The following is a 25,173-nucleotide window of genomic DNA, read 5'->3' on the forward strand; positions in this document are numbered from 1 at the left end:
AGTAAAAAATCATTGTTTAGCAAAATCAATTAGTGATGCTAGTTGGTATTTGTTCCGACAATGGATTGAATATTTTGCGGTTAAATTTGACAAGATTGCTATAGCCGTAGCACCTCATTACACTTCTCAAAAGTGTTCTAGCTGTGGCGTAATTGTCAAAAAATCTCTATCAACTCGTACCCATAATTGTAGTTGTGGATCATATCTTCATAGAGATACAAACGCCGCAATTAACATTCTTAATCTTGCAAAAAATAGGGGAGGGCATCCCCAAATTAACGCTACAGGAGTTGAAGCCACTACTCTGCTTGGTGTAAACCTGGAAAAGCCAAGTTTTGACGGTGAATGTAGAATCCCCGTGTCTTTAGACCGGGGAGTGTCAATTGTGTAAATAACTGATAACGGCTACGTATTTGTGGATAATAATAATATGACCGTGACAAATTTACCTATTATAAAGCTAACGCCACGCTATCGGCCAACTATAGATTGTCAATGTGAAACCGTAGTTATGGAAAAATTGGAAGACAGTAACCAACAAGACTGGATTGCAGAACCTAATATTGATCAACAAGCACAGATCAACTTAGAATTTCAGCAATTACTCAAGTTAAATACAGAATTAACTACAGCTAATAATCATCTCTATGCTCAGGTAGAGCAGTTAAAAACCGAATTAGCTGAAGCCGAAAAGATTTTGCAATGGCACAAAACCCGGTCTAGTGTGACGGAATCTATGTTTAACCAACAAAATCAAGAACTTTCCGCTGGTCAAGAACAAATTCATTCCCTGTATCAGCAGTTAGAAACTGCTGTCCAAACAGTTCAACAACAAGAAATTTGTATTGAAAATTATCAAGCTAATTTGCAAGTTAGCCAACAGCGGTTAGCGCATTTGGAAAGAGAATGTTCTCTTTTGCAGGCTAACTACAGTCAAGAGTCTCAACAGTTATTACACTCGGAAAATACTTGTCGTGAATTGCGGTCTCGGCTAATGCGTCAACAACGACAAACTATGCAATTTAAATCGGCTTTGGAAAAATGTCTAGATACTCCCATTCCTAGCCATGAAAATTTAGAAGATCATATCCATCATCCCCATGATGTGATTCACAAACAAACGCGATTCTCCAGAAAAGCCCGGTCTTTGTTTCCCAATGCTCAACCTATTCGACCTTGGACAGGGGAGACAGATTCTGTGAATGAGTCTGTAAATAATTCCTGGGTTAAGCCGACAGCAACAACTTCTGAAAATTATCCCCATGATCCAGAACCAGTAATCTCTCAGCCTACACAAGTTGATGAATCAACAACTCCATCAACAACTGAAGATGATTCTGGGGTATTATCCCTAGACCAGCAATTAGAAGGGATAATTCATCGGTTTTTTATTACACCATCATCTGACACAACGGAGGAGGGGACCCAGGCAAAAGTAAATATTCATCAAGGTGATATATCTGTTTTAGAAACTTTAGTATCTACTTCGGAAAATTATGCACAACCAGAAATAATAATTAAACAGGATTTGCAGATAGAAATTGATCCTTATGGTACTACTGAAAATCCTGGAAAGGAAGATTTTTCACTATCACTAATAGAGGAATTTCCAATTATTTCCACCGCTCTCAGCCATCAGATCAATACTGTGGAAATGGAAGATTATTGGTTGGATATTTCCCCGACAACGGAATCAAATTTACCCACTAATGATGTTTTGCCAAAGTTATTGGATGAAAATACATCTGACCATAAATCGCCTTCACCATTGATTTATCCCCAACGACCACCCAAGGGACGCAAATCTTTAGCATCTGTAGAATTGCCGAATTTTCAACCTAAGCACAAGTAGATGATTAAGACTTTATTTCTGGTCACGCATTTTATAAAATTGTTAATAGGCTGAAATAAATATCAAAATGATATTGTTGACTCTTGGCAGGCTAGAAGCCCACCCCACAATAAGTATAATATTATTGTGGGCTGGGCATCCTGCCTGCCCGTATTATGTTTAATTGTAACTATCAAACTCGTTTTGGCTGGGGTTATTTGTTGAATATTTGAACCGCATAAATCTTAATCACTAAAGGTTGATTGATTTAATGTTTCCATCAAAATTTCTCCAGCCCCGAAGTTATCATAAGGCGTTGCTAGGTGATATGTTTTGAAGGGTTCTAGTGGAGAAATATTTTCAGATGAATCTAAATTTTCTGCAAGAATGCGAATTAATTTGAGTTTTTCTGGTGCTGAGAGTTGTTGAATTGATGGGAGTAAATCGGTTAGTGTCATATTTTTCTCTTGATATATCTGAGGGATAGAGTCAAAATTACTTTATTCTATTTTATCTCAAAGCGATTTCTAGGTTGTGGTTTGTGATCACTCATTTTATCATGGTGGGATTAAAAAAATCTACAACTGTTTCTGTAGATTTACCTTCTCGCGGAATCAATAGACATCTCCGAAAATGAATGTAGAGACGTTCTATAGAACGTCTCTACAAGGGTTTCAAACCACGCACATTTAATTACCGGAGATGCCTAATGCAGAAAACGCCACAATATTCAGTCATATTGATACTAAGGGTGCGGAAGGTGGGTTCTAAATCAAAACTTTAATCTTGGGATTGTTCAAAAACTCCTGACTATCTTTTATCAACTTATCACCCCAATTATTCTCTTTTAGAAACTCAATTTTTCCATAACGTTTATCTAATTTTAAAGCCGTTTCTGCCGATTTCAAACCGGCTTCTTGATCACCTTTAGCATACAAAGCTACACCTAAAGCTAAATGTGCTTCTGCAAAATTGCTATTGATTTTGATCGCATTTCGCCAATAATTAATTGCTGTTTCTACTTCTCCCATTTCATAGGAAACTATCCCTAAATTCGTGTATGCTTCAGGATAGTCGGGTTTTAATTTAATGGCTTGATTCCAATCATTTATTGCTTGTTGGTAATCTTTGAATTTGTAGTTTGCGAAACCTCTACTGTAGTAATAATCAGCATTTTTCGGGTCAAGTTTAATGGCTTGAGTGAGATCATCAATTGCCTGTTTATAGTCTTTTGACTCAGAGTACGCAACACCTCGAACATGATAAGCACCAGCGAAATCGGGTTTTAATTTAATGGCTTGAGTGTAATCATTAATTGCCTGTTTGTAGTCTTTCAATTGTAAATAAGCATCACCCCTAGTACCATAGTATATTGCATTTTTAGGATCAAGTTGAATGGCCTGATTATAATCATCAATTGCCAGTTTGTATTCTTTCAATTGTAAATAAGCAGCGCCCCTTAAATTGATTATTTTTTTAGGGTCAATTTTAATGGCTTGAGTGTAATTATCAATCGCTTGTTTATAGTCTTCTAAGAAATGGTGAGCAATACCCCTACCACTATAGTAGTTTGCATTTTTAGGATCAAGTTGAATGGCTTGAGTATAATTAGCTATGGCTTGTTTGTAGTCTTTTAATTGTAAATAAGCAAGACCCCTCATACTATAGTGTATTGCCTCTTTAGGGTCAAGTTGAATGGCTTGAGTATAATCAGCTATGGCTTGTTTATAGTCTTTTAATTCTGAGTAAGCCCCACCCCTCATACCATAGTATGTTGCATCTTTAGGGTCAAGTTGAATGGCTTGAGTATAATCAGCTATGACTTGTTTGTAGTCTTTTAATTGTGAGTAAGCAATACCCCTGCTATTATAGTATTTGGCATTTTTAGGGTCAAGTTGAATCGCTTGAGTATAATCAGCTATGGCTTGTTTATATTCTTTCAATCCCTCGTAAGCAGTACCCCTGCTATGATAGTATGTTGCATCTTTAGGGTCAAGTTGAATGGCTTGAGTTGAATCAGCTATGCTTTGTTTGTATTCTTCTAATTGTCCGTACAACAAACCCCTGAAGTTGTAAGATACAGCGTCTTTAGGGTCAAGTTGAATCGCTTGAGTAAGATCAGTTATGGCTTGGCGATAGTTTTTTAACTCTACATAAGAAAAACTACGCACATTATAAGCAAATTTGAACAGAGGATTAATTTTAATAGATTGATTGTAAGCCTCAATTGCTTCAGGAAACCGCTTTAAGTAATGAAGCGTAAAACCTCGCCAGTAATAAAGATCAAATTGATTAGGACTCAGAGTAATGGCTTTGTCAAAAGATGTTAAGGCTTCAGAATATTTATCTAATGTAAACAGCAATCTACCCCGATCTTTCCAAGCTTGAGCAAAGTTGGGATTAATTTTAAGAGCTTTATCATAAGCAGCAATGGATTCTGGGTATTTTTTCTCACTATCAAATATCACCCCCTTGAAATACCAAGCTTGATAAAAATCCGGTTTTTTCGCAATCGCTTTATTAACAGCTTTTCTCGCTTCTGCATATTTTTGAGAACGCCATAGTTGATTGGCATAATTTAGCCATGATATTTCATTATCGCTGTTTTTAGGAACTTGATCCAATGGTAATAAATATTCACTAATTACATCCTCTTCCGATTTTTTCAGTGTAGCTGGTACAGTAGTTTCGACTTTTAAATCTGAATCTATTCCTCCTTGTTCAACCAAATTTAAAAATGTCTTAATGGGAACACCAGAACTACTACCTAAATTGATTTCACCATCAAAATCGAGTGATATTTCACCTTCCACTCTGCCATGAATACCAACTAATCTTCCTTGGGTATCTAAAACCGCACCGCCACTCATTCCTCCCTTAGTAATATTACTATAAAGTAGATCATAACCATCACTTAAAACAGTTTGTATTTGCACAGGTATCAGAGAACTTTGATTATTGAAACTTAGATAAGTATTTAACTTAATGAATTGCTGTTGCCTCAAAATTCCCGCTGTTAAAATCCGATGAGGTTTGTTTTTATTTTGTTGTTTATTACCAGGAAAACCAGAAACAAACACTTTTTTATCTTTAGTATTTAAACTATAATTTGCTAAAGTTGCAACTTGATATTTTTGATTACTGGTAAATTGAACAACGGCTAAATCAACTCCAGGCATTCTTTTCGCATTGCTGATATTTATAGCATATCTTTGATTATCTGGTGCGACTATTTCTAACTTATCTTTTAATTTTTTTTCATCACGATTCCAGATAACATGATCTGCGGTCAACACATAATAAATATTACCTTTCTGGGCAATAATTACCCCGGAACCCATATCTGTGGGGTTAGCATTAGGAATTAAAACCGTAATTTCTTGGGCAATTTTATCAATATCATTAATCAAACCTTTTTTCGCTATCAAAGCAGAATCATCAATCTTTTTAGGCGATTTAGCAATAACTTCATTGACTACTTTAGCGACACTATAAATCGGTAAACCCCAACTATATTGACGCATTTGCTGACGTTCGGCTGTACTGGGTTTACTATTGTCAATATAAGTATATATTTTATCAGAAATAGGATAAGCATGAACGGCATTAATACCAATAACTTCACCTTGATAATTTAATATAGGTCCGCCACTCATTCCTGGTTGAACTTTATTGCTGTAACCTATGCGATAACCTCTTTGAAAACTTTTATCTGGTAATAGAGAAATTTGTCCTTCTGTGAAAACCAATTTAGCACTATCACTCACAAATCCAGCCGCGACAATTTTTTGTTCTACTGCTATAGGTGCAGAAATTCCTAAAGTAGCTATCGTATATTCTGCTGTTGATTCAAACTGGAATAAAGCTACATCTTGATTTTTTAAAGATGGTGGTTTTTCTTTAATGACAGTAGCAGGATATATTTTTTCATCTGGTGTTTGAATGCGATAAGATGCACCTGGATTCATCACATGATCATTAGTTAAAATAGTGTAATTATTACCATTTTTAGCAATTAAAGTTCCTGAAGCACTGCCATTTTTAGTTAATATTTTCACCGTGATAGATTTGGCTAAAGCTTGTAATTGTGCTGAGGTTAATAGTTTTTTTGTAGGTTCTTGTGCGGTAACTGGTTGAGGAGAAATCAATAACAATTGCTGAGGAATAGTTAATAAAGCAGTTGTGCAAATGAGGGTAAAAAATAGGTGTTTCATGATCTTTTTTTGTTTGAGTAAATTAGGAGATGAATATAAGTAGGTTGGGTTGAGGAACGAAACTCTTGTAGTGTGGGCATCTTGCCCGCTAGATATGTACCTCATAACACCGGGAAGTGCTGTATAAGTAGGTTGGGTTGAGGAACGAAACCCAACACTTCTTGATAACTTCCTTAAATTAGTTGGGTTTCACTTCGTTCTACCCAACCTACAATTTTTGAGAATCTTCTTTATTGCATTTTATTCGCTGGTGGTGTATTGAGGAATTGGCGAATATCAATGTAAAATTTGTCTTCTCCAGAACTTTGTGCAATAGGTACTGTCGTAGCACTGCCAAACCAGAGTTTGTTTAACTGTTTGAGAACATCCCTAGACTTGTCCTGATGTCGCAATGTAAATAATACAGTATCACAACCACCATCAATTGAACTCACAGAACAAATTACTTTATTACCGTTTTGAAAACCATTGGTAACGTAATTAAGACTGCCGTTATTAAAAGCTGTTTGGAAGTTCTGAGAAACTATTTTACAACGTTGTTGTGGTTTAACTCCTCCTAAAACAGATGTCCAAGTCACCATTGCTTTTTGGAAATTTGGTGTCCAAAGAAAAGTGGTAGGAACAGACTTTCCATTTTCGGAGTAACGACTTGTAGAACAGATAAAGCGAATTTGATTATTAGCGTCTTCTTGAGCAAAAACAGGAGTAGATGCTAATGTGGTGGTTAAGAACAGTGTGGTTAATAATGTTAATTTCATCATTTCTTAAATCTCCTAATTTGGGAAAGGGACATTTAATTTCTGTGGGGTGGGCATCCTGCCTGTTCAGATAGACAAACTAGCTAGAAGCCTATACCAATCTCAATTCTCAACAGACTATTAGCGCCGTAAACGGGAAATATTTCCCTGACGAATTGCCGTTAAGAAAGGTTGTATTTTATTTACCAGGATGGCAATACTAATACCACTATTGCTGCCATTTCTATCAAGTTGAATAGCAGTATTTACGCCAATAACTTGGGCTTGGGAATTGAGAAGTGGACCACCAGAATTACCGGGATTAATTCTAGCATCATGTTTAATTATACCATCTTGCTCGTCAAGATTGCTCAAAACACCGGCAGTAAAATTATTTTGATTGTCATAGCTGAAGGGACTACCAATAGCATATACAGACTGTCCCACTTGGGCTGATTTTGCTAAAGACAATGTGGGTAAATTCTTCTGGTTACGAATTTTAATGGCTGCTAAATCTACTCCATTTTTAGCAAAGCCAATCACGTTAGCAGGAAGCCGTTTCCCGTCTTCTAAAACTACAGTAACGGTTGCGGGTGCATCTTGCAAAACGTGAGCATTAGTAATAATTAACCCGTCAGAACTAACAATAAAGCCACTGCCGCTTGATTTACCTGTGTTGATATAAACTACGGCTGGACTGGCTTTTTGATTCACTCGAATGCGTGTTTGTTCCTCCGAGTTTTGGGCTATGACAGGGTTGGAATGATGATTTGGTTGGGGAAATGCCAAGCCATTTGGTGATGCTAGAGCCTGTATGGATAAAACAGCAAGCCCTGTAACTGCTATCAGATATGGTTTTCTGTTCATTAGTGAACTTGGTATAGACTAAGGTAGCTATGACATTGTATTTAGAAGATTATCTAGGATAATTGACAAAATTCAACTGTTGTTACCATTTTTGTAACAGCCTCTTTGATGGTGATTGAGGATTGATTATAACAAAACCCTTGCGGGACAAGGGTTCTGAACAATTATCTCTATATTTTCAATGAAATGCCCACACAATAAGAGGTTGTTTGAAAAGTATTAGATGAAACCGATAATCTCCGAAACCTAACCCCCCTTCCCCCCTTCCCTACAAGGGAATGGGGGTTTCAAAGCCTCTCCCCGCGTCGGGGAGAGGTTTGGAGAGGGGTTTATTGATACATTAAAAACTTTTCAAACATCCTCTAAGGCCGCCATTGATTTTGAACCAGGTTTTCCATAAAAAGAACCGAATAACCGCATATTTTAGAAAATTAAATATTACAGCGGTTTCCGCTCTTATGAGGTACAAAGTTGAATCATGAAACTCTTGTAGTGCGGGCATCTTGCCCGCTGGATATGTACCTCATAACACCGGAAAGTGCTGTATCTTTAATTAATATTTTCGCTCTTTTGGTGCAAACATTGTGATTGTCACGGGACGATATTGAATATCAATTCCTGTGGTTGAATAATAAGCCATTGTGTGTTGTAAAAACTTATTATCGTCCCTTTCGGCAAAGTCTTCTCTAAAGTGTGCGCCACGACTTTCTTGACGGTTGAGGGCGGAAGTTAAAATGGTTTGTCCAACTACCATTAAACTTTGCAATTCTAAGGCTTCAACTAATTCTGTATTCCAGCTTTTTCCTTTGTCATCTAAATATATTTGTGAATATTTTTGTTGTAGTTGGGCGATTTTTTCCAATCCCTGACGCATGACTTCGTCGGTGCGGAAAACGCCACAATTTTCAGTCATATTATCTTGAAAAGCTTGACGGATTTGATTAATTCTGTACTGTCCTGGTTGGTCTATTAAGAGTTGTATTTGTTGTTTGGCTTCGTTGATGTAGCGTGTTTCATCTATGGATGGTAATTGCCGATTTTGGACATAATTAGCGATCGCTGCTCCAGTCCTTTTACCATAAACTACACATTCTAATAAGGAGTTACTACCGAGACGATTAGCCCCGTGAACCGACACGCAAGCAGTTTCCCCAGCAGCAAAAAAGCCTTCGACAAAACTATCATTATTACTTCTAACTTGTCCGTCAGTGTTGACAGGAATACCCCCCATACAATAATGATTGGTAGGACGCACAGGCATCGGTTGAGTCACAGCATCTACACCAACCAAACGATGGGCTTCTTCCCAGCAAAAGGGAACGCGACTCATAATTTTTTCCTTACCTAGATGGCGTAAATCCAGATAGACAAAGGGACCACCCGCGCTACCATCAGTATTCACTCCACGACCAGCCCGGATTTCATAGGTAATTGCCCGTGAGGTAATATCACGAGGGGCTAATTCCATGCGACTGGGGGCATAATTGGCCATAAAGCGATCGCCATCGGCATTAATCAAATATGCCCCTTCACCGCGCACAGCCTCGGAAATCAGCACACCCACAGGATACAAACCGGTAGGATGAAATTGGACAAACTCCATATCTGCCAAAGGCAAACCAGCCAAAGCGGTCATCGCCAAACCGTCACCAGTGGAAGCATAATCATTGGAAGTCGTGTTATAAACGCGACCATAGCCCCCGGTGGCAAACATCACAGCCTTTGCTCGTAATACCTCAATATGTCCATCCAAGAGGTGAAACATCACCACACCCTTAGCCTGACCATCCTCCAAAATCAGGCGCATTACATACCATTCTTCGTAAATTTGCACACCATAACGGCGCAAATTATTCACCAACTCATGTAAAATTGCATGACCGGTTTTATCAGCCGCGTAACAAGTGCGGTTGTGAGAATGACCACCAAAAGCCCGTTGAGCAATGCGACCATCAGGTAAACGAGAAAATAACACCCCCAGATGTTCTAAATCAATCACCACATCTGGAGCTTCCTGAGTTAAAATTGCGACTGCATCTTGATCTGCTAAATAATCAGAACCCTTAACAGTATCAAAAGCGTGAGCTTCCCAAGAATCGGTATCATCCACATTCTTTAAAGATGCCGCCATTCCACCTTGAGCAGCCACAGAATGAGAGCGAATCGGGTGAGTTTTGGCAACTACCGCTACCTTTAAACTAGGGTCAGTCCTGGCGATTTCCAGCGCAGCCCGACATCCAGCTAAACCGCCACCAACAATAATTACATCATGTTCGAGCATTATTAACCACCAATTATAAAAAAATTCCCCGTCTACAAGACAGGGTAATAGAGAAATTGATAAAATTCCTTTTAGCTAGTTGCTTGGACTGGGTTTTGTTGGGGAATATTATTTGAGATTGATTCTGTCTTTGTTTTTGGCTCTACAGCATTGAGTTCAATATTATTTAATAAAGTCGTCACAAAGGCAAAAAGTAAAAAAGGTAGAGATAAGAGAACAACAAGACCTACTGTAGCTAAAGCGTATACTGGTCTTTTTGCACCCATCAGAGCTAAAGCTGAAGCCAAGCTAATGGTAATCGTAATTAACCAAATAATAATTTGACCGTAAATATCACCAAAAGTTAAGGTACAGACAAAGCGATAGTTTTGAATATTATTTGTGTTCATTTTAAAACTGGCCTCAATTTTGTCCTCTAGCTTCTACCTTAAATCTATGTTTGCCTCCAGAACAATTTCTCAATATTTTTCCAAGGTTTGTAATATTACTTTACAAAAAACTAATTTTTCAGTCACATCTTCTGCAAAATTGTCAATCTATATATTTGATCATATTTGCAGGATAATTGATTTACGCCTCTAAATACCTGTGTTTTTATCTTACTTTTTAAAGATGCAGAGTAGTACACAACAGCGTAAATCAACCACCCATCCTCTCAATCAGCAATCTACAAAATAGCAAAAAAGCTAGATTAATTAGCTGCTTGACTAAGACATACTTTCATCATTCCTCAGCAAAAGCGAACAGCAATTAACATCATTTAAACAGACTTTACCCCATTCTAAAGCCCAACGCACCAAAGCCACACGGTTATCAGTTTTTGTCTTGGTGAGAATATTACTGATGTGGTTATCAACTGTCCGTTTACTAATTTCCAGTTTGACCGCAATTTCTTGGTTAGTTAAGCCTGTGGCCACTAAGTCGATGATTTGCAGTTCTCTGTCTGACAGACTAACACGGGTCCCAGGCTCACTAGTAGCCATGACTTACTATTTCTCCCTTAGTATATGTACTCAAATCTTATTCCTCATTCTAGAAGATTCTTTCCGAGGTAGATAGTTTTAAATGTTACTAATAATACTAATATCAAGATTTTCTTTTAATTTTAGGTTTGTAGTCACAGATGCTACAGATCAAAGGTATTTACTTTAACTTTACACGTAATTTATCTGCGTTTATCTGCGTTTATCTGCGTTAAATAATTCTGGAAACCTGATGATCTGGAGCTTCATTTTCAATTAGTGTCAAACTAAATTTAGATCATGCCCCATCGAAAATCAAAAATGCAATGAGTAATCCCTCTATTTTATGTCTTGGTGAAGTCTTGTTTGATTGTTTAGCTGATCAATTGGGACTTGAGTTAGATGCAGTGAAATCATGGACTCCCTACCCCGGAGGAGCGCCTGCTAATGTGGCTTGTGCTTTGGTGAAGTTGGGGACATCAGCCGGATTTATTGGTGCTGTGGGTGAGGATGAAGCAGGGAATACACTGGTAAAATTATTAGAAGATGTTGGTGTAGATATAATGGGTGTACAACGTCATTCTACAGCACCAACTAGACAAGTATACGTGGTTAGGGATTTGGGGGGCGATCGCACTTTTGCAGGTTTTGGTAAATATGATACTTCCGAATTTGCTGATACCCGTCTAGAATCTGCAAAATTGCCACCCGCGCTTTTTAATGAAGCTGATTTTTTGGTAGTGGGAACTTTAGAACTAGCCTATCCTGACAGTGAAAAAGCTGTTTTGCGGGCTTTAGACTTAGCAGAACAATATGACCTAAAAATTATTCTGGATGTCAATTGGCGACCAGTATTTTGGCAAGATGAAAATACAGCTAAGAGCAAAATTCTGGCATTATTAAAGCGATTTGATTTTCTCAAACTAACCAAAGAGGAAGCTCATTGGCTATTTGATACTAATGATCCAGGAGCAATTACTTATAGACTCAATTCCTTGGAAGGGGTTTTAGTCACAGATGGTGAAAATGGTTGTGCCTATTGTTTAGGGGAAAATGAAGGTAAAATCCCGGCGTTTTCCATGTCTGTAGTGGATACCACTGGTGCAGGAGATAGTTTCTTGGCTGGGTTTATTCATCAATTACAACAAGTTGGGATTCACAGCCTTAAAGACGGAGATACAGCAAACAGGATTGTCACCTATGCCAGTGCTGTGGGAGCATTAACTACTATTAAACCAGGTGCGATCGCATCCCAACCCACTGCGGCGGAAGTTGAGGCTTTTCTTGCTTCCCATAGACTTTAAATAGTAGCACATTCAACGGGAATATCAGCTAAAATTGCTTGATATTCCTGGTTGGAAACCGGACGAGAATCATCATCCCATCAACTAAAAAAGTTATAAGAGACTAGATTATAAATTATTGCAAAGTTATCTCAAGAAAGATTGTGTTTAATATAGATATATGAAGAATATGAGCAGTTAGATAATAATAGTATTAAGGTGCAGATATGACCAATTAAAAGACTTAAAAAAGGGCTATAGTATTATGGCTATCTCCGAAATGTTTATTGATATGGCTCAGTTTATTTCTGAAGCCTTCATGCGGATTTTCACCCCTGCTAATGATGCCTATCCTGTGATTGGAGTACAGCCTTTTACAGGTAAAATATATAAAAAAGGTAAAGCAGCTTGGTAAGTATTGACTTGAGAAAAGTCATACCATTTCTTTGGGGGGCATTCCCAAGGTTTTAACAAGGAACTGGCAAATAACGAGTTCTAGATTTGGTGAATAAAAAGATCCCCGACTTCTTCAAGAAGTCGGGGATCTGAATCCTATGAGCTGCTTTTAACCGCCTATTTCTTGCAGCATTGTTTGTATTCTGGCAGCGCCTTCTGGATCATTTCCCCGCTGATATAAATCTAATGCTTTCCTGAGAACTTTATTGGCTTGTGGAGTTTGCCGTTTTTGTTTGAACATAGAACCAATTAACTCATAGGTGCGGGGATTATTTTTATCTAAATTAACTGCTTGTTCATAAGCCCACATAGCTGCTTGATAATCACCCAAACTAGTTTGAGCAACTCCTAATCCTAAATAGGCGTTGACATTATTGCGATTTAACTGGATAGCCCGACGGTAAGCTTCTTTTGCACCTTTGTTATCTCTCGTACTGCTTTTAAGATAACCCACAGCATAGTAAAAATCACTATTATTAGGATTAATGGCAATAGCTCGACGATAAGCATCTAAGGCTGAGGTAAAATTGCCTTGTTGAGTATATAAGTAGCCAATACCAGCATGAATTCTCTCATTTTTGGGATCTAATTTTGCTGCTTGTTGATAAACAGCGATCGCTCCATTATAATCTTTAGAATCTACCAGTCTCTTCCCCTCATCTATCAAGTTTTTTAACTCTGGATTATTCGCCTGTGTCACTAAGACATCAGCTTTCGCTACTACAGGTGTACTAATAAATAAACATCCTAATAATAAAGTAGTTAACAGAAGTGATGTTTTTTTGTACATAGTAAATTTTCCTAAATTCTCTTAAACCGTTTTTATTCCTACATTAAAACAAAAATATTAATCTTTGTAATCTGTATTTATTCACATTTATACAATATTAATAATTTCTTGAATCACTTGATACCTTCGGAATTATAGCAATAAATTAATCTTTTCGCCAATCGGTACTGATAAATTACACAAAATTACAGGTATAATGAAGTATGAACGGATATTTCTCCCTAAATTTGGCCATAATTACCTATTTTACCTAAATTTATGCTTTTAACTACTACTGATGTTATTCAAGGTGCTGTAATTCAATCATACTTAGGTATTGTTACAGCCGAAGTTGTCTATGGTAGCAACTTCCTGCGGGATTTTTTAGCGAGTATTCGAGATATTGTCGGTGGACGCACTGGCAGCTATGAGCGTCTCTTTGAAGAAGGACAACGGAAAGCAATGGAAGAATTAGAACAAAGAGCGCAACGTTTAGGCGCAGATGCGGTTGTCGGCATTGCCGTTGATACAGGCACAATTAATGTTGATCAATCTGGTGTTTTATTAGTCATTACAGCCACAGGAACAGCCGTAAAAATTCGTTAATATTTTCCTGATTTTGTAATTTTCAAACAATCACTCATTCAGCCAATTTATAACTAAAGAAATAGCAAATAACTCTTGCTATTGATAGAGATTGAGAATTATAATTAGCGATTTAATTTTAAACATGGGGATAAAAAAGACGTAAGCAGAAAAGAATTCAAAACCAGGGATTTTTTTCTGTAAAAATATCCAATCTGTGAGTAACTTTGCTGTAATAGCAAGAGAGAAAAATAGCTATGGCATACATAAATCGGGTAGGCGAGGAAATTAATTCTTCCGAGTCTTTGTTAGCTGGTAGAGTAACTGAATATCGGGACAGAGTGCGCTGGGGTCCAATAGTTTCCGGTGTGTTAGTGGCTTTAGCAACTCAATTAGTCTTGAGTTCATTTTTTAGCGCCCTTGGTGCGGGGAGAATTGCTGATTCTTTAAACCCAAGAACAATTGCCCCTACTATTATTAGTAATGTCGGAATTTGGTCAACAATTGCTTTATTACTATCTCTATTTATCGGTGCTTGGATAACGACTCGTGCTTGTGGACCAATGCACAGAGATACAGCCATACTCAACGGGGCAATTCTCTGGGCAACAACTCTAGCACTTAGCTCTTTTCTCTTAGCAAATGGAGTCTGGGGGGCTTTTGGTGTAGTGGCTTATAATACAGCACAAGTTATTAATCAACTACAGCAACAAGGAAATGTTATAGCACCGAATGTACCGATATTAACTGCTGAACAAACTCGTGATGTTGCTGCTGCAACTTCGAGAACTTTGTGGTTTTATGTTTTTGGTTCTTTATTAGGTTTACTTACTGCTTTAGTAGGAGCAGTTGCCGGCGCACGTACCACCTCTAGAACTAATAATTACAATTCTTGATTGAACAATTATTGTAACTGTTCACAGGATTAAAGATGTTCCATTTTTCAAGTTTTGGGAAAATTTGTTGGAATTCTCCTTGATTGAGAGTTGCAAAATACATTTCAATTTCAATATCAGAATAGCGACTGCGAATTGATGAATACGCTTGATTTAAATAATCTGTATGTACTTGCAACTCTCGTTCTGGATCTTTACTTAAATTAGGATCAATCATCATTGCATAAGCCCCACAATCTTGATGATCAATAATAATAACTTTGTTGATATGATGGAGTTTATAGGAGATATCTAACTGATCCCAAAATGCTTCAGCATCAGATGGGTGGGGGAATCCTGTTAAAGCTAATGAAGCACCTGCTAAAGCTGTTAAATCATACTTATCTATGAGATTTTTATTCCTTAAAAAAGACTGTTCTGCTGTTAAAAACCGAAAGTCAATACAACTGAGAACTAACGCTTTTGTTTGATGAACTTCGGCCTTAGCTGATTGCGCTGATTGCAGGACAGTAAAGGCTATTACTCCCGGAAGGAAAGATCTCAGAAAATGACGACGACTAGAACAACAAAGACACTGATTGATATTTTTATTCATATTTGATTAGTCATTTAATTCCAGCAATTCTTTTGATTTTAAATCAGTTGCGCCCGGTTGCAAACATCCGACAATCTGGGGAGAAATAGAACAAATAGCATCTGTGGTTGTTTCAAAACAATTTGATAAACCAATAGTTTCTAATAATCCTGAACGTTCTAGCAGTTGTTTAACTTCCGGTTGTAAACCTGTGAGAATTAAACGGCAATTATGGCGTTCTAAGTCGTGGTAAATATCCTCTAACGCTACTAACCCAGTGGTATCCATATTTGGCACAAACCGCAACCGCAGAATTAAGTATTTTACCTCTGGTTCATCTCGAATAAAGGTAGCAAATCTCTCCGCAGCCCCAAAAAATACCGGACCATCTACTCGATAAACAGCAATTTCTTTCCCTAATTCTAGCGAAGTTCCGGGGGGGAATACTTCGGTTTCGGGAATCTTGACTAAACTCAAATCACTCATGCGTTTGATGAACAAAGCGCCGGCAGCAATTAATCCTACCTCGACAGCGAGAACTAAGTCAAATAAGATTGTTACCAACCAAGTCAGAATCATCACCGCAAAGTCAGAATAGGTAGCCCGCATTAATAAACCAATGGCTTCCCATTCAATCATTCGCACACTAACTACCATCAGGATTCCCGCTAATGCCGCTAGGGGAATCTGTGCCGCTAGGGGTGCTAAAGTTAGCACAATCATGGCTAATGCAGCGCCGTGAATTACTCCAGATAGTCGGGTTTTTCCACCAGAACGAACATTAACAGCAGTTCGCGCAATTGCCCCCGTGGCAGGAATACCAGCAAAAAATGGGACAATGATATTTGCTAACCCTTGACCAATTAATTCGCGATCGCTATTATGTTTCTCACTAACAGTCATACCGTCAGCCACCACCGCTGATAATAAAGATTCAATACTTCCCAATGCGGCTAAAGCCAAAGCTGGATTAATTAGTTCTCGAATGACACTAAAATCATTCCAATGGGGAATCCCTTGGGGCATGGGTAAAGATTGGGGAATCGCGCCAATTGTGGGAATATTCAGATGGAAATAAGTAGCTATTCCCGTCGCTAACACCAACCCCACTAAAGAACCGGGTATGGTATTATTAATCTTCGGCCACAAAACTGTAGTGACAATTACCACAATTGCCAGTCCCACTGCTGCCCAATTTAAAGCTTCTACATGAGTTAAACTTTGCCAAACTCCCGGCAAAAAATGTTCACTTCGGGGTAGTTTTAAACCAAAGAAATTATTTAATTGACCACAAAAAATAATGACAGCAATCCCATTAGTAAAACCTGCTGTCACTGGGTAGGGAATAAACTTCACTAGCTGTCCGAGTTTGGCCACACCCAAAGCAATTTGGATTATACCAGCCATGACCCCAGCAATCCAAACTTTCTCAATCCCGTATTTAGCAACAATTCCCACCAAAACCACGGCCATTGCCCCCGTTGGCCCGGTAATCTGGACTGGAGAACCGCCAAAAATGGCCGCCACAATTCCCGCTACAATAGCAGTATAGAGTCCCGCTTTTGGTTCGACTCCACTGGCTACAGCAAAAGCTAAAGCCAAAGGTAATGCTACTACTGCTGCTGTTAATCCTCCCGTCAAATCGCCACGGAAACTACTCAACCAACGACCTAGACGCGAAAGCTTTGATTCTTGCAGGGTATCAGAGATTGCCATATTGTTATTTCAACTCTTATACAAAATTAGTTGATACACGAAATATATGTTATTCTATCTTTTCTAAGTCTAAGGTACATGATTTTTCAAGTTTAAGCCTGTGGAAAAAATACCAGATGAAGCCTTAGTAGTGCGAGGAGGCCGCAACCGTCCAGAAGATATCCAAATGGGAATAGGTACTCATCCCAGTGGAATAATAGGAATTTCCATACAATGTGAGGTAGGATTATCAATAGAGGAATTAGTAAAAGTAATTCCTCATGGGCAAATAGGTGTTACAACAGTGGGAGAAGTTCGTAAAGCATGTGGTGATGTAATTAGAACTTCTGGAACAGGTTATCATGCAACACTAACTGGTTTAACTCCAGAACAAATCAGTAATCTTCTAACACCTACAATACCTAAACCAAAGCAACAATAGTCATGGAGGTTATCTATGAACACACCAGCACATTCTTTAAAATCGCCGGAAGATAATAACCAACAAAAACTTGTAGGTAATAGATTGAGAGTTTTTGCTGATTTTAATAACGCTGATGAACAGGATTGTCTTCGTTTAAATTGTATTGGTACTATTGATGATTTAGCCAGGCAAAAAATTGAATTAAAAGATGGTCAATCACTGACTTTTTATAGCGAAGACTTAGAAGTAGATGGAATAGTGAAATATTCTGAAGAAGAGAATATTTGGGTTGCAGTTATTGATTGGAATAACATTAGACAAACGGAAGAGATAAAAGTATCCGAGAGAAAATTACTTGAGTTCTTGGAAAAGCTAACATATACTTCTCAAGTCTTGGGTAAGGTTGAAAATACTTCCAAACCAGATGATAAAAGTTTAATCCAGAATGAGCTTGAACCTTTACTTGATGAAATGAAAGATGATTTGAAATATGCTCATGCTGGACTTACTCATGATCAAGAGATTAGTGATCATGAATTCTATAACCAATTTGTGGGTACTTTTGGGAAAGAAGAAGCCGATGAAGTATGGGCTGCTAGACAATGGAATACAAAGCTTGTTCTTAAAGATTTTCTGCTTATACTAATGGACGAGCCTGAATTACGTCAAAGAATTGAAAACAGAGGAGTCAATTTTGATGAATATATTGCTCTAATTTCTCAGCAAGAGCAGGTTAAAGAGTCTGAAACTGCGACGCAACAAATAGACAAGCAAGCAATGGACAGATTAATAGAATTAGTCTGCTTTCGCTAATTCTAGTAGTTATCCCGCTTGTTTCAAGGCATTGCAATCAAAAAGCTGGCAGTCTACGAATGACGGATTATTTACTACCACTTCAAAAACGCTTCCTCAATTCCCTTCTCTCTTCTAACTTTCGCATCAATTTCAAACCAAGTAATAATTTGCTTTGTCGTCAATTCCTCAATAGAAACATCATATTCCTTAGCAATATGTTGTAAAATCCTCAAAGAAGAAATTGTCAATCTACTTAAAAACTTTTCAGGAGAAGATAACAAAGCCGCGTCAACTTGAGCGGATTCTTCCGAAGATAAAAATTGAGTTGATGATTGATTAGGGGCGATATCCATAAAAATTTAAAATTCTGTTAATTGCCTTTATACCATTAAATCATATTATTGTCACCCCTGAGCAATAAAAGCCGAGCAATAAGTAACTCAACCTTAAAAAACATAATACGCAGATCACCGACTTCTTAATTTAATCAAGAAATTTGTGTTTTTAACCAACTCCGAAAATTTTTAATCATTGACACCTCACCCACTTGTAAACTAGAAGCTAAAAACTGAGGAACTTCTGTATTTAAAGGTAAATTTGCAAAGGTTGGTGAACCATTGCAAGGAATATATTTATCCTCAGATAAACTATAAATTTGCATCACAGGTTCTTCATAACGCCAAACTTCAGGAACACCTAAAGCTAAATAAATCGGTAATTTATCAATAGAAGAACTAGCATAATCAACTTCTATTACTAAATCAGGTGGGGGATCTTGAGTTAAATCTAAACTTGTTTTATTTCTCATGATTGGTTCATTTTGAATATAGAAACTAGAATCAGGTTCTACACCTCTAGCTAAATCTTCTCTTTTACAAGTTAATGAACCTGTGCTTTTGACATTGAGATTTAATTCTTCAACTAAAACAATAATTAGATTTTGTAACAAACGATTATTATGTTCATGGGGCATTAATGGAGTCATAATTTCTAATATTCCCTGATTATAAGTAAATCTGTGATGGCGATCATCACCTGTTTCTAATAAAATTCGTTCAAATGTCTGCCAAGAAATATGATGGAGAATGACGCTATTGGTGTGAGTGTCGCTGTGAGTAGGTGCTAGAGTTACCATAGAAATTCACCTCGCAGTTTTAATTATTCTATTATATCACTTTAGGGAATAAAGAAAATTCTCCCTAAGAACTAATTTAAAAGTTCTATCAGTTCATCTTTAGTCAAATCTGCATCTCGAATTATTTTTACTAATAAACCTTTTTCGATAGTTTTACCACTATGAGAAGGAATAGAAACAACTCGATTATCTTCATGTTTCATTCTGACATAACTTCCCTTTTGTCTGACTATATAAAAATCTGCTTTTTCTAATGCAGCAATCAGTTCTTCTCTTAATTGTTGGTAATTTAGTCATGATAATACTACTTTTTGCACACCAATAAATTCTGTGGTTAATTCCTCTTCTAGTTCTTCTAAACACATTTCAATAACTTCTTTAATATTTTTAATGAGTTCATCAATAGTTTCTCCTTGACTATAACAGGCTTTAAGTTGGGGAACTTCACCAATATACATACCATCTTCATCTCTTTCAATTACTACATAAAATTCTTTGTTTTTTATGGTTTTATTTGTCATTGCGATAGTTTCCTAATAGGGTTAGCAATATTCGACTTTTATTGTAACACAAACGAAAGATCCCCGACTTCTTAATTTAATCTTTGGTAAATAATGATAATTTATCAAAGAAGTCGGGGATCTGGGTATTGCATCATTTTGGTTTTTTGCTTCTTTCCCAAGCTTTTGATGCTGGTGGTGGTGATGATGGTTTTTCTATAATTTCAATAATTGTACTAATCACTTGATGAAGTTTATCATCTTTGAGTTTTCCAATGTACCGAAGTACATTACTTTTATCAACCGTTGCAATAATATTAGGGCGAATATAACAAGGGCTTAAATTTAATTTACCTACTCTAAAATCTTCATCTTCTAATTTAATTTCATAATCTCGTCCTGGTTTACTGGTAATAGGACAAATTATAATATTATTATTGTCCGATTCAGTTATAACTAAAGCTGGACGTTTCTTTGTGGTAGATGTATCAGAAAAAGGAAAAGGAAAAGGAACAGATATCACATCACCTTTAATTAAATGTTCTATAGATCCTTCCATGCTTCGTCTTCCTCTGGATTAAGCCAAATTTTATTTAATGATGATTCACTCATTTCTAAAAATTCTTTGACCAATATTTTATTATCATCTATATCAACAGCTTGTAAATTTTTAACTACGGCTAATGGTAATCCAGTTAGTTTGACGATAAAATCTAAATCAATACCTTCTCGTAACATATTTATAGCAACTTGGGTTAAACCTTGCAGTAAACCTTTTTCCCATGCTTCTTGTAATGTTTGCGCTGGAATTGATAGGTTGTTCATATTTTTTATATTTATGTAGTTAGATTTTTAGAACTCGATTATATTATATCATAAGAGGAAATGATTGACCAAAGGAATTTGATAGCAAAAGGTTGTTAATTTTTACGTTTGACTTATGAATATTCAAATAAAAGTTTACCGAAAGCGATGCCGGAAGTTTTAATAATGTTTAATTGCGAATTTGGTTTTATACTATTAAATCATATTATTGTAATCCCTGGGCAATAAACGCAGACCAATAGCGGGGATGTGCAAAGGGAAATTCTCCTTTTGATTTTTGGATATGATCAATTGTATTTAGTATTTTTAGGGATTTTTTATGTTGGAAATCGCACTCTAAATACTCTTTTGAATCTTGTGGATATTGTTTCTTCTGATTTCTAGCTTGTTTACGCTGATTTTCTGCTGCTTGGGATATTTCTTCTAAATCTGCTTTTCTTAATTCCCGCAATTTAATTTGTGCTGCTTTTAGTGCTGCTGGACGATTTTTACCTTCTTGTCTTTGTTGATAGTAAAATATAGAAAATAGCGCAGTTGCTAAATCATTAACTTTCCATAAGGAACTAATTACACTTATCGCACCAGCACATAAAAACCCTGTAGAAAGTGTCAGTAAATTATCAGTTATATCTGGTTTATCTAAATTAGTTTCGCAACAAGAAAGAAACACATCTAAAAGATTAGGTAAACGCCAACCAGGAGACATTAATTGACCTAAAGTAATACTACCATCACCTAATTTTAACTGAGATTCTAAAGGATTATATAAACAAGATTCTGCATGGTGACAACTGTGGAGAATTTGCACCTGTTCAGCTAATTTTCGGTAATTTTGAACCGTAGCTTGACTACTACCTATCAATCTTTTTTCTGATGGAATATTATACATTTGGGCGATTTGTTCACCTTCCCACTTAGCACAATATAGATCATCTGTTGCATCTTCTACAGTTCCATATTGAAAATATTGAACATCTAAATTTAGGCGTTTCTTCTTGTGGTTTTGATGACAAAAATCTAAAATTTGACAACTGGGAGTATAACGAATCAAAAATCTATCTACTAAATATTCTTGATACTCTCCTGTAGGTAAAGCAGCAAAAGGTATTTGATGTAATAACAAATGAGGTTCTATAATTAATTCTTCTATGTCTTGAAGATATTGATAGATTATTTTTGATAATTGTAATCTCTCTGCTAGTTCATGGAGAAAATGTTCCATGTCATTTTCCCACTGTTGAGAATTATAGATATAGTTTGATAACCAATTTCGTGCAATCCAGTTTTGGAATCTTGCTAAACCTTCACCTATACAGGTATGCAGATAAATTGAGTTTTGGGTAATGATAAAAATATGGGTGTCAGAGTTGGTAGTGTAGAAACTGAGAATAGCAGTTTTGGGATGATCAATTAATTGCTGAATCTCTAACAAACTCAGAGGTTTAACTTGAATTTCACCAGCTAAAATAGGATCTTCTTTTCTGAGTTGTTCCCAAATATCTTGTTTCGTATTTTCTAATGATGCTATTTTTTCATTATATACTTGCCAAATAGCGCGGGTTTCACTACGGTTATTTTCTGATTTATAATTTTGGCGTTCTATATCAATTTGTTGTTGTAATTCTTCGTATTTTTGTAATAATTCTTGGACTTTTGGCGGTATATTTTCACTTTGGGAAAGGTGAGAACTTGCCATTAAGTCTACCAGACGTTGAGAACGTGAGCGTTCAGAATATTCAAAGGCTTTATCTATTTGTTTAGTATTGATGTATGCTTGGACAATGTTTTGGTAAATCTCTATTGATTCTTCTAAAATCTCTTGACGACGTGCTTCTGATTTTATCCAAATGCGGCTAGTTTCTACTGCTTCAATAGCAATGCTATAACCTTCTATTGCTTCTGTCCATAGTCTTGATTTAAAAGCAGTATTTCCAAGATTACGAGCAGCCATTTTTGCTTTAATAGGATAAACTTCATGTGTATGAATTGCTAATGCTAACTTGTAAAAATGTATTGCTCTTTCTACTAAACCTTGATCACGGAAAACATTTCCCAAATTATTTTGAAGTATGGAATATACAAATGGGTGATTTTCACGAGTATAAAAATTTAAAGAATTTTCAAATGCTTGGACTGCCAATTTTAAATTATCTTCTTTATATCCCTGAAGCCTTTTATTATATGCAATACCCAAATTCATCTGAGTATTTGCCCATAGTTCAGGAAGAGTTTTTTGGTTTATGGATTCTAATATTTCATGATAAATATTGATTGCTAATTCCCAATTTCTTTGACCATGATCATTTGGGATATCACAGTAAGCAGATGCCATAGCATTTTTTAAAATAGCCCATTTTTCCAATAAATTATTTTGCTTGAAAATAGTTAAGGCACTGTTATAATTTAAATCTAATTTTTCTAAATTTTCATGAATATATGTTCCTTTTTTTATGGTTTTACTTATTTTAGTATATAAAATTACTAAATTTGTTTGAATTTCTGCCCACTCTATAGGAAACTCTTGAACAGAGTAAATTTTTAAAGCATCCTCATAAGCTAATCTTGCATTTTCAAAATTTTCTGAAGTATCACCATATATCCTATATCCATAAGCATTACCCAAATTAAGTTTAGATGTAGCCCATTCTATAGGAAAACTTTCACGGTTAAAGATGACTTCAATAACCTCAAAACAAGCAATAGAAATTTCTAAGTTATTAGCTATATTTCCTTGAGGAAACTGTCCAATTAGTGTACCAAAGTGACGAATATTTTTTGCTAATAATTGTGATTTACTCAAAGGTTCTTTACTAAAGAAACTTTTAGAAAAACGTCGTAATAATTCTGCCGAGTTCAAATTTAGTTTGTTAATGTTAGACTTCAGTAAAGTATAAACACTATTTTGATCACTATAAATTTGCGAAGTTTTGAGTAACTCTTTCAATAAAAAAAATATAGGTTCTTCTATCATAATTAATTTTGCATTACTTAATTAAATATATTTTAATTGGGTAAAATATAATACTTACCCCAAAATCTCCGTCAACTTCTCCATCAAATCTTCCGCTAATTCTAACAACTTAACTTCATCAATATAACTACTATTACCAGAAGCGCGACAACTTCCAGAAACCACAACATCACCAACTAAAAAATCCTTAGCAGCAAAAATCCGATCTTTATCCGTTAATTGACTCAAACAATATTCTAACCCACCAATAATTTCATCAATAGACTTATCCTGTAAACGTTTTCTTACCTCCACCGCAACCACATCATCACTTTCTAAGAAAGTAGTAAGTTTCTCAATATAACCGGGTTCATCGTCATCATCTCCCCAAGTTTCCAACCAATCACTATCTATATCTTCAAAATATAAATCAGCAGCTTCTAACCCATATTTCATAATATCATCTTCTAATTGACGGGCTGATTCTAAATGCTGTAAAAACTGTTCTAGTCTTTTTTGACGTTCAGTAATTTCTTGGTTAATCATAATTACCTCTGTGAGAATTTTTGCTATACATAATCAAACTAACGAAACACTATAAATTTATTTTTTGATAAATACCATTATTCAGATTATCACTCTTATCTAGTGCTAAATTAACTATCTGATTAATAAAATCACTTTCACCAGGATTAAAACTTAAAAATAATCCTCTCTCTATTCCCCAAGAAATTAAAGTATCTTCCCAATCATCAGATTTTGCTTGTGTAAATTCTTGAGATTGGCTAGTCAGTTGAATACAAAGGGGTTGTTCTTGAATACTACCAACTATTATATCACTTGCCATAGATAAGTCTACAATATAGCGTTGTAAGGCTTGACCACCATTCAGCTTAATGACATTAGCAATCAAATTAATTAATTTTTCATCCTCCTGATTGAACTCACCAGACATTAATTTTTTTCTCCAAATATGAAATTTGGGGTCATTTTTACTTAACCATCTAGGAAACAATTCACCATACCAGTATCTTTCAGGAGGTGTCATTAATTCATAAACGTCTTGTCTTTCTGCTTCAGAAGTTAAACGTTTTATATCCAGTCTAATTTCTGTATCTCGAATAAATTGTAGTAAAAACAAAATAACAAAACGTTTAGACATCAGTGTACCAGGTTTCACATCTTTGATCCAGTTGTTAATCTGATTTAACCTAATTGCTAAACTGGGATCTATGGTTGATGCTTCCTCAATTAATAATTTGAGTTGTTCCTTAATCTGTTGTGGATGCAAAATATATACCTGAAAAATAATAGAAATTTTTATTTAGTTTATATATTTTTAATGGTTTTGTAAAGTAACAATTTATTTAGTTAACCAGAGTACGTTTTAACGT

Annotated in this window: 27 protein-coding genes; 8 read left to right on the forward strand and 19 right to left on the reverse strand. The window is 36.1% G+C overall.

Features of this window, described 5'->3' with window-relative positions:
- A partial coding sequence (locus FJR08_RS03220) for a zinc ribbon domain-containing protein (RefSeq protein ID WP_168632134.1) occupies nucleotides 1-391 on the forward strand: 391 nt, incomplete at its 5' end.
- Between the two features lie 39 nt (nucleotides 392-430).
- The gene (locus FJR08_RS03225; protein WP_168632135.1) at nucleotides 431-1,852 is read left to right on the forward strand and encodes a hypothetical protein; all 1,422 of its coding nucleotides are present in this window, start codon (nucleotides 431-433) and stop codon (nucleotides 1,850-1,852) included.
- 224 nt (nucleotides 1,853-2,076) lie between these two features.
- Here the strand turns inward: FJR08_RS03225 and FJR08_RS03230 are convergent, their stop codons facing one another.
- From FJR08_RS03230 to FJR08_RS03260, 7 genes are all read right to left on the reverse strand, one after another.
- Complete coding sequence (locus FJR08_RS03230) at nucleotides 2,077-2,289, reverse strand: hypothetical protein (RefSeq protein WP_168632136.1); 213 nt, start codon at nucleotides 2,287-2,289, stop codon at nucleotides 2,077-2,079.
- 309 nt (nucleotides 2,290-2,598) lie between these two features.
- Entirely contained in the window at nucleotides 2,599-6,045 is a 3,447-nt protein-coding gene (locus FJR08_RS03235; RefSeq protein WP_168632137.1) for a serine protease, read from the reverse strand.
- Between the two features lie 230 nt (nucleotides 6,046-6,275).
- Nucleotides 6,276-6,806, reverse strand: coding sequence for a COP23 domain-containing protein (locus tag FJR08_RS03240; protein WP_168632138.1), 531 nt, complete (start codon nucleotides 6,804-6,806; stop codon nucleotides 6,276-6,278).
- Between the two features lie 117 nt (nucleotides 6,807-6,923).
- A complete protein-coding gene (locus FJR08_RS03245; RefSeq protein WP_168632139.1) occupies nucleotides 6,924-7,649 on the reverse strand; it encodes a S1C family serine protease in 726 nt (241 codons plus the stop codon).
- 553 nt (nucleotides 7,650-8,202) lie between these two features.
- On the reverse strand, nucleotides 8,203-9,930 hold the full coding sequence (locus FJR08_RS03250) for a succinate dehydrogenase/fumarate reductase flavoprotein subunit (RefSeq protein WP_168632140.1): 1,728 nt from the start codon (nucleotides 9,928-9,930) through the stop codon (nucleotides 8,203-8,205).
- A gap of 71 nt (nucleotides 9,931-10,001) precedes the next feature.
- Nucleotides 10,002-10,319, reverse strand: coding sequence for a hypothetical protein (locus tag FJR08_RS03255; protein ID WP_168632141.1), 318 nt, complete (start codon nucleotides 10,317-10,319; stop codon nucleotides 10,002-10,004).
- A 318-nt stretch (nucleotides 10,320-10,637) separates the two neighbouring features.
- Nucleotides 10,638-10,913 (reverse strand): LuxR C-terminal-related transcriptional regulator, encoded by a 276-nt coding sequence (locus FJR08_RS03260; RefSeq protein ID WP_148761575.1) that lies wholly within the window; start codon nucleotides 10,911-10,913, stop codon nucleotides 10,638-10,640.
- A gap of 305 nt (nucleotides 10,914-11,218) precedes the next feature.
- On the opposite strand from FJR08_RS03260, the gene FJR08_RS03265 reads away from it, so the two are divergent.
- Nucleotides 11,219-12,196, forward strand: a complete 978-nt coding sequence (locus tag FJR08_RS03265; protein ID WP_168632142.1) for a carbohydrate kinase — start codon at nucleotides 11,219-11,221, stop codon at nucleotides 12,194-12,196.
- 244 nt (nucleotides 12,197-12,440) lie between these two features.
- Nucleotides 12,441-12,590, forward strand: a complete 150-nt coding sequence (locus FJR08_RS03270) for a nicotinate phosphoribosyltransferase (RefSeq protein WP_168632143.1) — start codon at nucleotides 12,441-12,443, stop codon at nucleotides 12,588-12,590.
- Between the two features lie 150 nt (nucleotides 12,591-12,740).
- On the opposite strand, the gene FJR08_RS03275 is transcribed toward FJR08_RS03270, so the two are convergent.
- Nucleotides 12,741-13,421 (reverse strand): tetratricopeptide repeat protein, encoded by a 681-nt coding sequence (locus FJR08_RS03275; protein WP_168632144.1) that lies wholly within the window; start codon nucleotides 13,419-13,421, stop codon nucleotides 12,741-12,743.
- 258 nt (nucleotides 13,422-13,679) lie between these two features.
- On the opposite strand from FJR08_RS03275, the gene FJR08_RS03280 reads away from it, so the two are divergent.
- The gene (locus FJR08_RS03280; RefSeq protein WP_027402424.1) at nucleotides 13,680-14,006 is read left to right on the forward strand and encodes a YbjQ family protein; all 327 of its coding nucleotides are present in this window, start codon (nucleotides 13,680-13,682) and stop codon (nucleotides 14,004-14,006) included.
- A 236-nt stretch (nucleotides 14,007-14,242) separates the two neighbouring features.
- Complete coding sequence (locus FJR08_RS03285) at nucleotides 14,243-14,881, forward strand: hypothetical protein (RefSeq protein WP_148761586.1); 639 nt, start codon at nucleotides 14,243-14,245, stop codon at nucleotides 14,879-14,881.
- Here FJR08_RS03285 and FJR08_RS03290 read toward each other — a convergent pair.
- Together FJR08_RS03290 and FJR08_RS03295 are read right to left on the reverse strand one after the other, a co-directional pair.
- Nucleotides 14,862-15,476 (reverse strand): carbonic anhydrase, encoded by a 615-nt coding sequence (locus FJR08_RS03290; RefSeq protein WP_168632145.1) that lies wholly within the window; start codon nucleotides 15,474-15,476, stop codon nucleotides 14,862-14,864. The two genes, FJR08_RS03285 and FJR08_RS03290, sit on opposite strands and share 20 nt — an antisense overlap.
- A 6-nt stretch (nucleotides 15,477-15,482) precedes the next feature.
- Nucleotides 15,483-17,171: a SulP family inorganic anion transporter gene (locus FJR08_RS03295; protein WP_168632146.1), complete on the reverse strand. Its 1,689-nt coding sequence runs from the start codon at nucleotides 17,169-17,171 to the stop codon at nucleotides 15,483-15,485.
- Between the two features lie 100 nt (nucleotides 17,172-17,271).
- Between FJR08_RS03295 and FJR08_RS03300 the strand changes: the two genes are divergently transcribed.
- A complete protein-coding gene (locus tag FJR08_RS03300; protein ID WP_168632147.1) occupies nucleotides 17,272-17,592 on the forward strand; it encodes a flavoredoxin in 321 nt (106 codons plus the stop codon).
- Between the two features lie 15 nt (nucleotides 17,593-17,607).
- On the forward strand, nucleotides 17,608-18,387 hold the full coding sequence (locus FJR08_RS23450; protein WP_228043719.1) for a hypothetical protein: 780 nt from the start codon (nucleotides 17,608-17,610) through the stop codon (nucleotides 18,385-18,387).
- Between the two features lie 74 nt (nucleotides 18,388-18,461).
- On the opposite strand, the gene FJR08_RS03310 is transcribed toward FJR08_RS23450, so the two are convergent.
- The 9 genes from FJR08_RS03310 to FJR08_RS03350 all read right to left on the reverse strand — a co-directional run bounded on the left by FJR08_RS03310 (nucleotide 18,462) and on the right by FJR08_RS03350 (nucleotide 25,070).
- Entirely contained in the window at nucleotides 18,462-18,722 is a 261-nt protein-coding gene (locus FJR08_RS03310; RefSeq protein ID WP_168632148.1) for a hypothetical protein, read from the reverse strand.
- 134 nt (nucleotides 18,723-18,856) lie between these two features.
- Nucleotides 18,857-19,504, reverse strand: coding sequence for a Uma2 family endonuclease (locus FJR08_RS03315; RefSeq protein WP_174782966.1), 648 nt, complete (start codon nucleotides 19,502-19,504; stop codon nucleotides 18,857-18,859).
- A gap of 71 nt (nucleotides 19,505-19,575) precedes the next feature.
- Nucleotides 19,576-19,770, reverse strand: a complete 195-nt coding sequence (locus tag FJR08_RS03320; RefSeq protein WP_254435678.1) for a type II toxin-antitoxin system HicA family toxin — start codon at nucleotides 19,768-19,770, stop codon at nucleotides 19,576-19,578.
- A gap of 27 nt (nucleotides 19,771-19,797) precedes the next feature.
- Nucleotides 19,798-20,025, reverse strand: a complete 228-nt coding sequence (locus FJR08_RS03325) for a type II toxin-antitoxin system HicB family antitoxin (RefSeq protein WP_168632149.1) — start codon at nucleotides 20,023-20,025, stop codon at nucleotides 19,798-19,800.
- Between the two features lie 133 nt (nucleotides 20,026-20,158).
- A complete protein-coding gene (locus tag FJR08_RS03330) occupies nucleotides 20,159-20,563 on the reverse strand; it encodes a type II toxin-antitoxin system PemK/MazF family toxin (RefSeq protein WP_168632150.1) in 405 nt (134 codons plus the stop codon).
- Entirely contained in the window at nucleotides 20,548-20,829 is a 282-nt protein-coding gene (locus tag FJR08_RS03335; RefSeq protein WP_168632151.1) for a hypothetical protein, read from the reverse strand. Before FJR08_RS03335 ends, FJR08_RS03330 begins: the two co-directional genes overlap by 16 nt.
- 205 nt (nucleotides 20,830-21,034) lie before the next feature.
- The gene (locus FJR08_RS03340; protein ID WP_168632152.1) at nucleotides 21,035-23,800 is read right to left on the reverse strand and encodes a CHAT domain-containing protein; all 2,766 of its coding nucleotides are present in this window, start codon (nucleotides 23,798-23,800) and stop codon (nucleotides 21,035-21,037) included.
- A 54-nt stretch (nucleotides 23,801-23,854) separates the two neighbouring features.
- Nucleotides 23,855-24,325 (reverse strand): hypothetical protein, encoded by a 471-nt coding sequence (locus FJR08_RS03345; RefSeq protein ID WP_168632153.1) that lies wholly within the window; start codon nucleotides 24,323-24,325, stop codon nucleotides 23,855-23,857.
- 49 nt (nucleotides 24,326-24,374) lie between these two features.
- A complete protein-coding gene (locus tag FJR08_RS03350) occupies nucleotides 24,375-25,070 on the reverse strand; it encodes a hypothetical protein (RefSeq protein ID WP_168632154.1) in 696 nt (231 codons plus the stop codon).
- Between the last annotated feature and the right edge of the window lie 103 nt (nucleotides 25,071-25,173).

The sequence above is a fragment of the Dolichospermum sp. UHCC 0260 genome (genome assembly GCF_009711985.1).
GTDB lineage: Bacteria > Cyanobacteriota > Cyanobacteriia > Cyanobacteriales > Nostocaceae > Dolichospermum > Dolichospermum lemmermannii.

What these genes read in the sequence shown, in the direction of transcription:
- FJR08_RS03340 (WP_168632152.1), bottom strand. Translation starts at nt 23,800, where the DNA reads ATGATAGAAGAACCTATATTTTTTTTATTGAAAGAGTTACTCAAAACT.
- FJR08_RS03345 (WP_168632153.1), bottom strand. Translation starts at nt 24,325, where the DNA reads ATGATTAACCAAGAAATTACTGAACGTCAAAAAAGACTAGAACAGTTT.
- FJR08_RS03290 (WP_168632145.1), bottom strand. Translation starts at nt 15,476, where the DNA reads ATGAATAAAAATATCAATCAGTGTCTTTGTTGTTCTAGTCGTCGTCAT.
- FJR08_RS03285 (WP_148761586.1), top strand. Translation starts at nt 14,243, where the DNA reads ATGGCATACATAAATCGGGTAGGCGAGGAAATTAATTCTTCCGAGTCT.
- FJR08_RS03335 (WP_168632151.1), bottom strand. Translation starts at nt 20,829, where the DNA reads ATGAACAACCTATCAATTCCAGCGCAAACATTACAAGAAGCATGGGAA.
- FJR08_RS03225 (WP_168632135.1), top strand. Translation starts at nt 431, where the DNA reads ATGACCGTGACAAATTTACCTATTATAAAGCTAACGCCACGCTATCGG.
- FJR08_RS03330 (WP_168632150.1), bottom strand. Translation starts at nt 20,563, where the DNA reads ATGGAAGGATCTATAGAACATTTAATTAAAGGTGATGTGATATCTGTT.
- FJR08_RS03255 (WP_168632141.1), bottom strand. Translation starts at nt 10,319, where the DNA reads ATGAACACAAATAATATTCAAAACTATCGCTTTGTCTGTACCTTAACT.
- FJR08_RS03245 (WP_168632139.1), bottom strand. Translation starts at nt 7,649, where the DNA reads ATGAACAGAAAACCATATCTGATAGCAGTTACAGGGCTTGCTGTTTTA.
- FJR08_RS03260 (WP_148761575.1), bottom strand. Translation starts at nt 10,913, where the DNA reads ATGGCTACTAGTGAGCCTGGGACCCGTGTTAGTCTGTCAGACAGAGAA.
- FJR08_RS03270 (WP_168632143.1), top strand. Translation starts at nt 12,441, where the DNA reads ATGGCTATCTCCGAAATGTTTATTGATATGGCTCAGTTTATTTCTGAA.
- FJR08_RS03310 (WP_168632148.1), bottom strand. Translation starts at nt 18,722, where the DNA reads ATGGATATCGCCCCTAATCAATCATCAACTCAATTTTTATCTTCGGAA.
- FJR08_RS03235 (WP_168632137.1), bottom strand. Translation starts at nt 6,045, where the DNA reads ATGAAACACCTATTTTTTACCCTCATTTGCACAACTGCTTTATTAACT.
- FJR08_RS03230 (WP_168632136.1), bottom strand. Translation starts at nt 2,289, where the DNA reads ATGACACTAACCGATTTACTCCCATCAATTCAACAACTCTCAGCACCA.
- FJR08_RS03325 (WP_168632149.1), bottom strand. Translation starts at nt 20,025, where the DNA reads ATGACAAATAAAACCATAAAAAACAAAGAATTTTATGTAGTAATTGAA.
- FJR08_RS23450 (WP_228043719.1), top strand. Translation starts at nt 17,608, where the DNA reads ATGAACACACCAGCACATTCTTTAAAATCGCCGGAAGATAATAACCAA.
- FJR08_RS03275 (WP_168632144.1), bottom strand. Translation starts at nt 13,421, where the DNA reads ATGTACAAAAAAACATCACTTCTGTTAACTACTTTATTATTAGGATGT.
- FJR08_RS03250 (WP_168632140.1), bottom strand. Translation starts at nt 9,930, where the DNA reads ATGCTCGAACATGATGTAATTATTGTTGGTGGCGGTTTAGCTGGATGT.
- FJR08_RS03280 (WP_027402424.1), top strand. Translation starts at nt 13,680, where the DNA reads ATGCTTTTAACTACTACTGATGTTATTCAAGGTGCTGTAATTCAATCA.
- FJR08_RS03265 (WP_168632142.1), top strand. Translation starts at nt 11,219, where the DNA reads ATGAGTAATCCCTCTATTTTATGTCTTGGTGAAGTCTTGTTTGATTGT.
- FJR08_RS03295 (WP_168632146.1), bottom strand. Translation starts at nt 17,171, where the DNA reads ATGGCAATCTCTGATACCCTGCAAGAATCAAAGCTTTCGCGTCTAGGT.
- FJR08_RS03315 (WP_174782966.1), bottom strand. Translation starts at nt 19,504, where the DNA reads ATGGTAACTCTAGCACCTACTCACAGCGACACTCACACCAATAGCGTC.
- FJR08_RS03240 (WP_168632138.1), bottom strand. Translation starts at nt 6,806, where the DNA reads ATGATGAAATTAACATTATTAACCACACTGTTCTTAACCACCACATTA.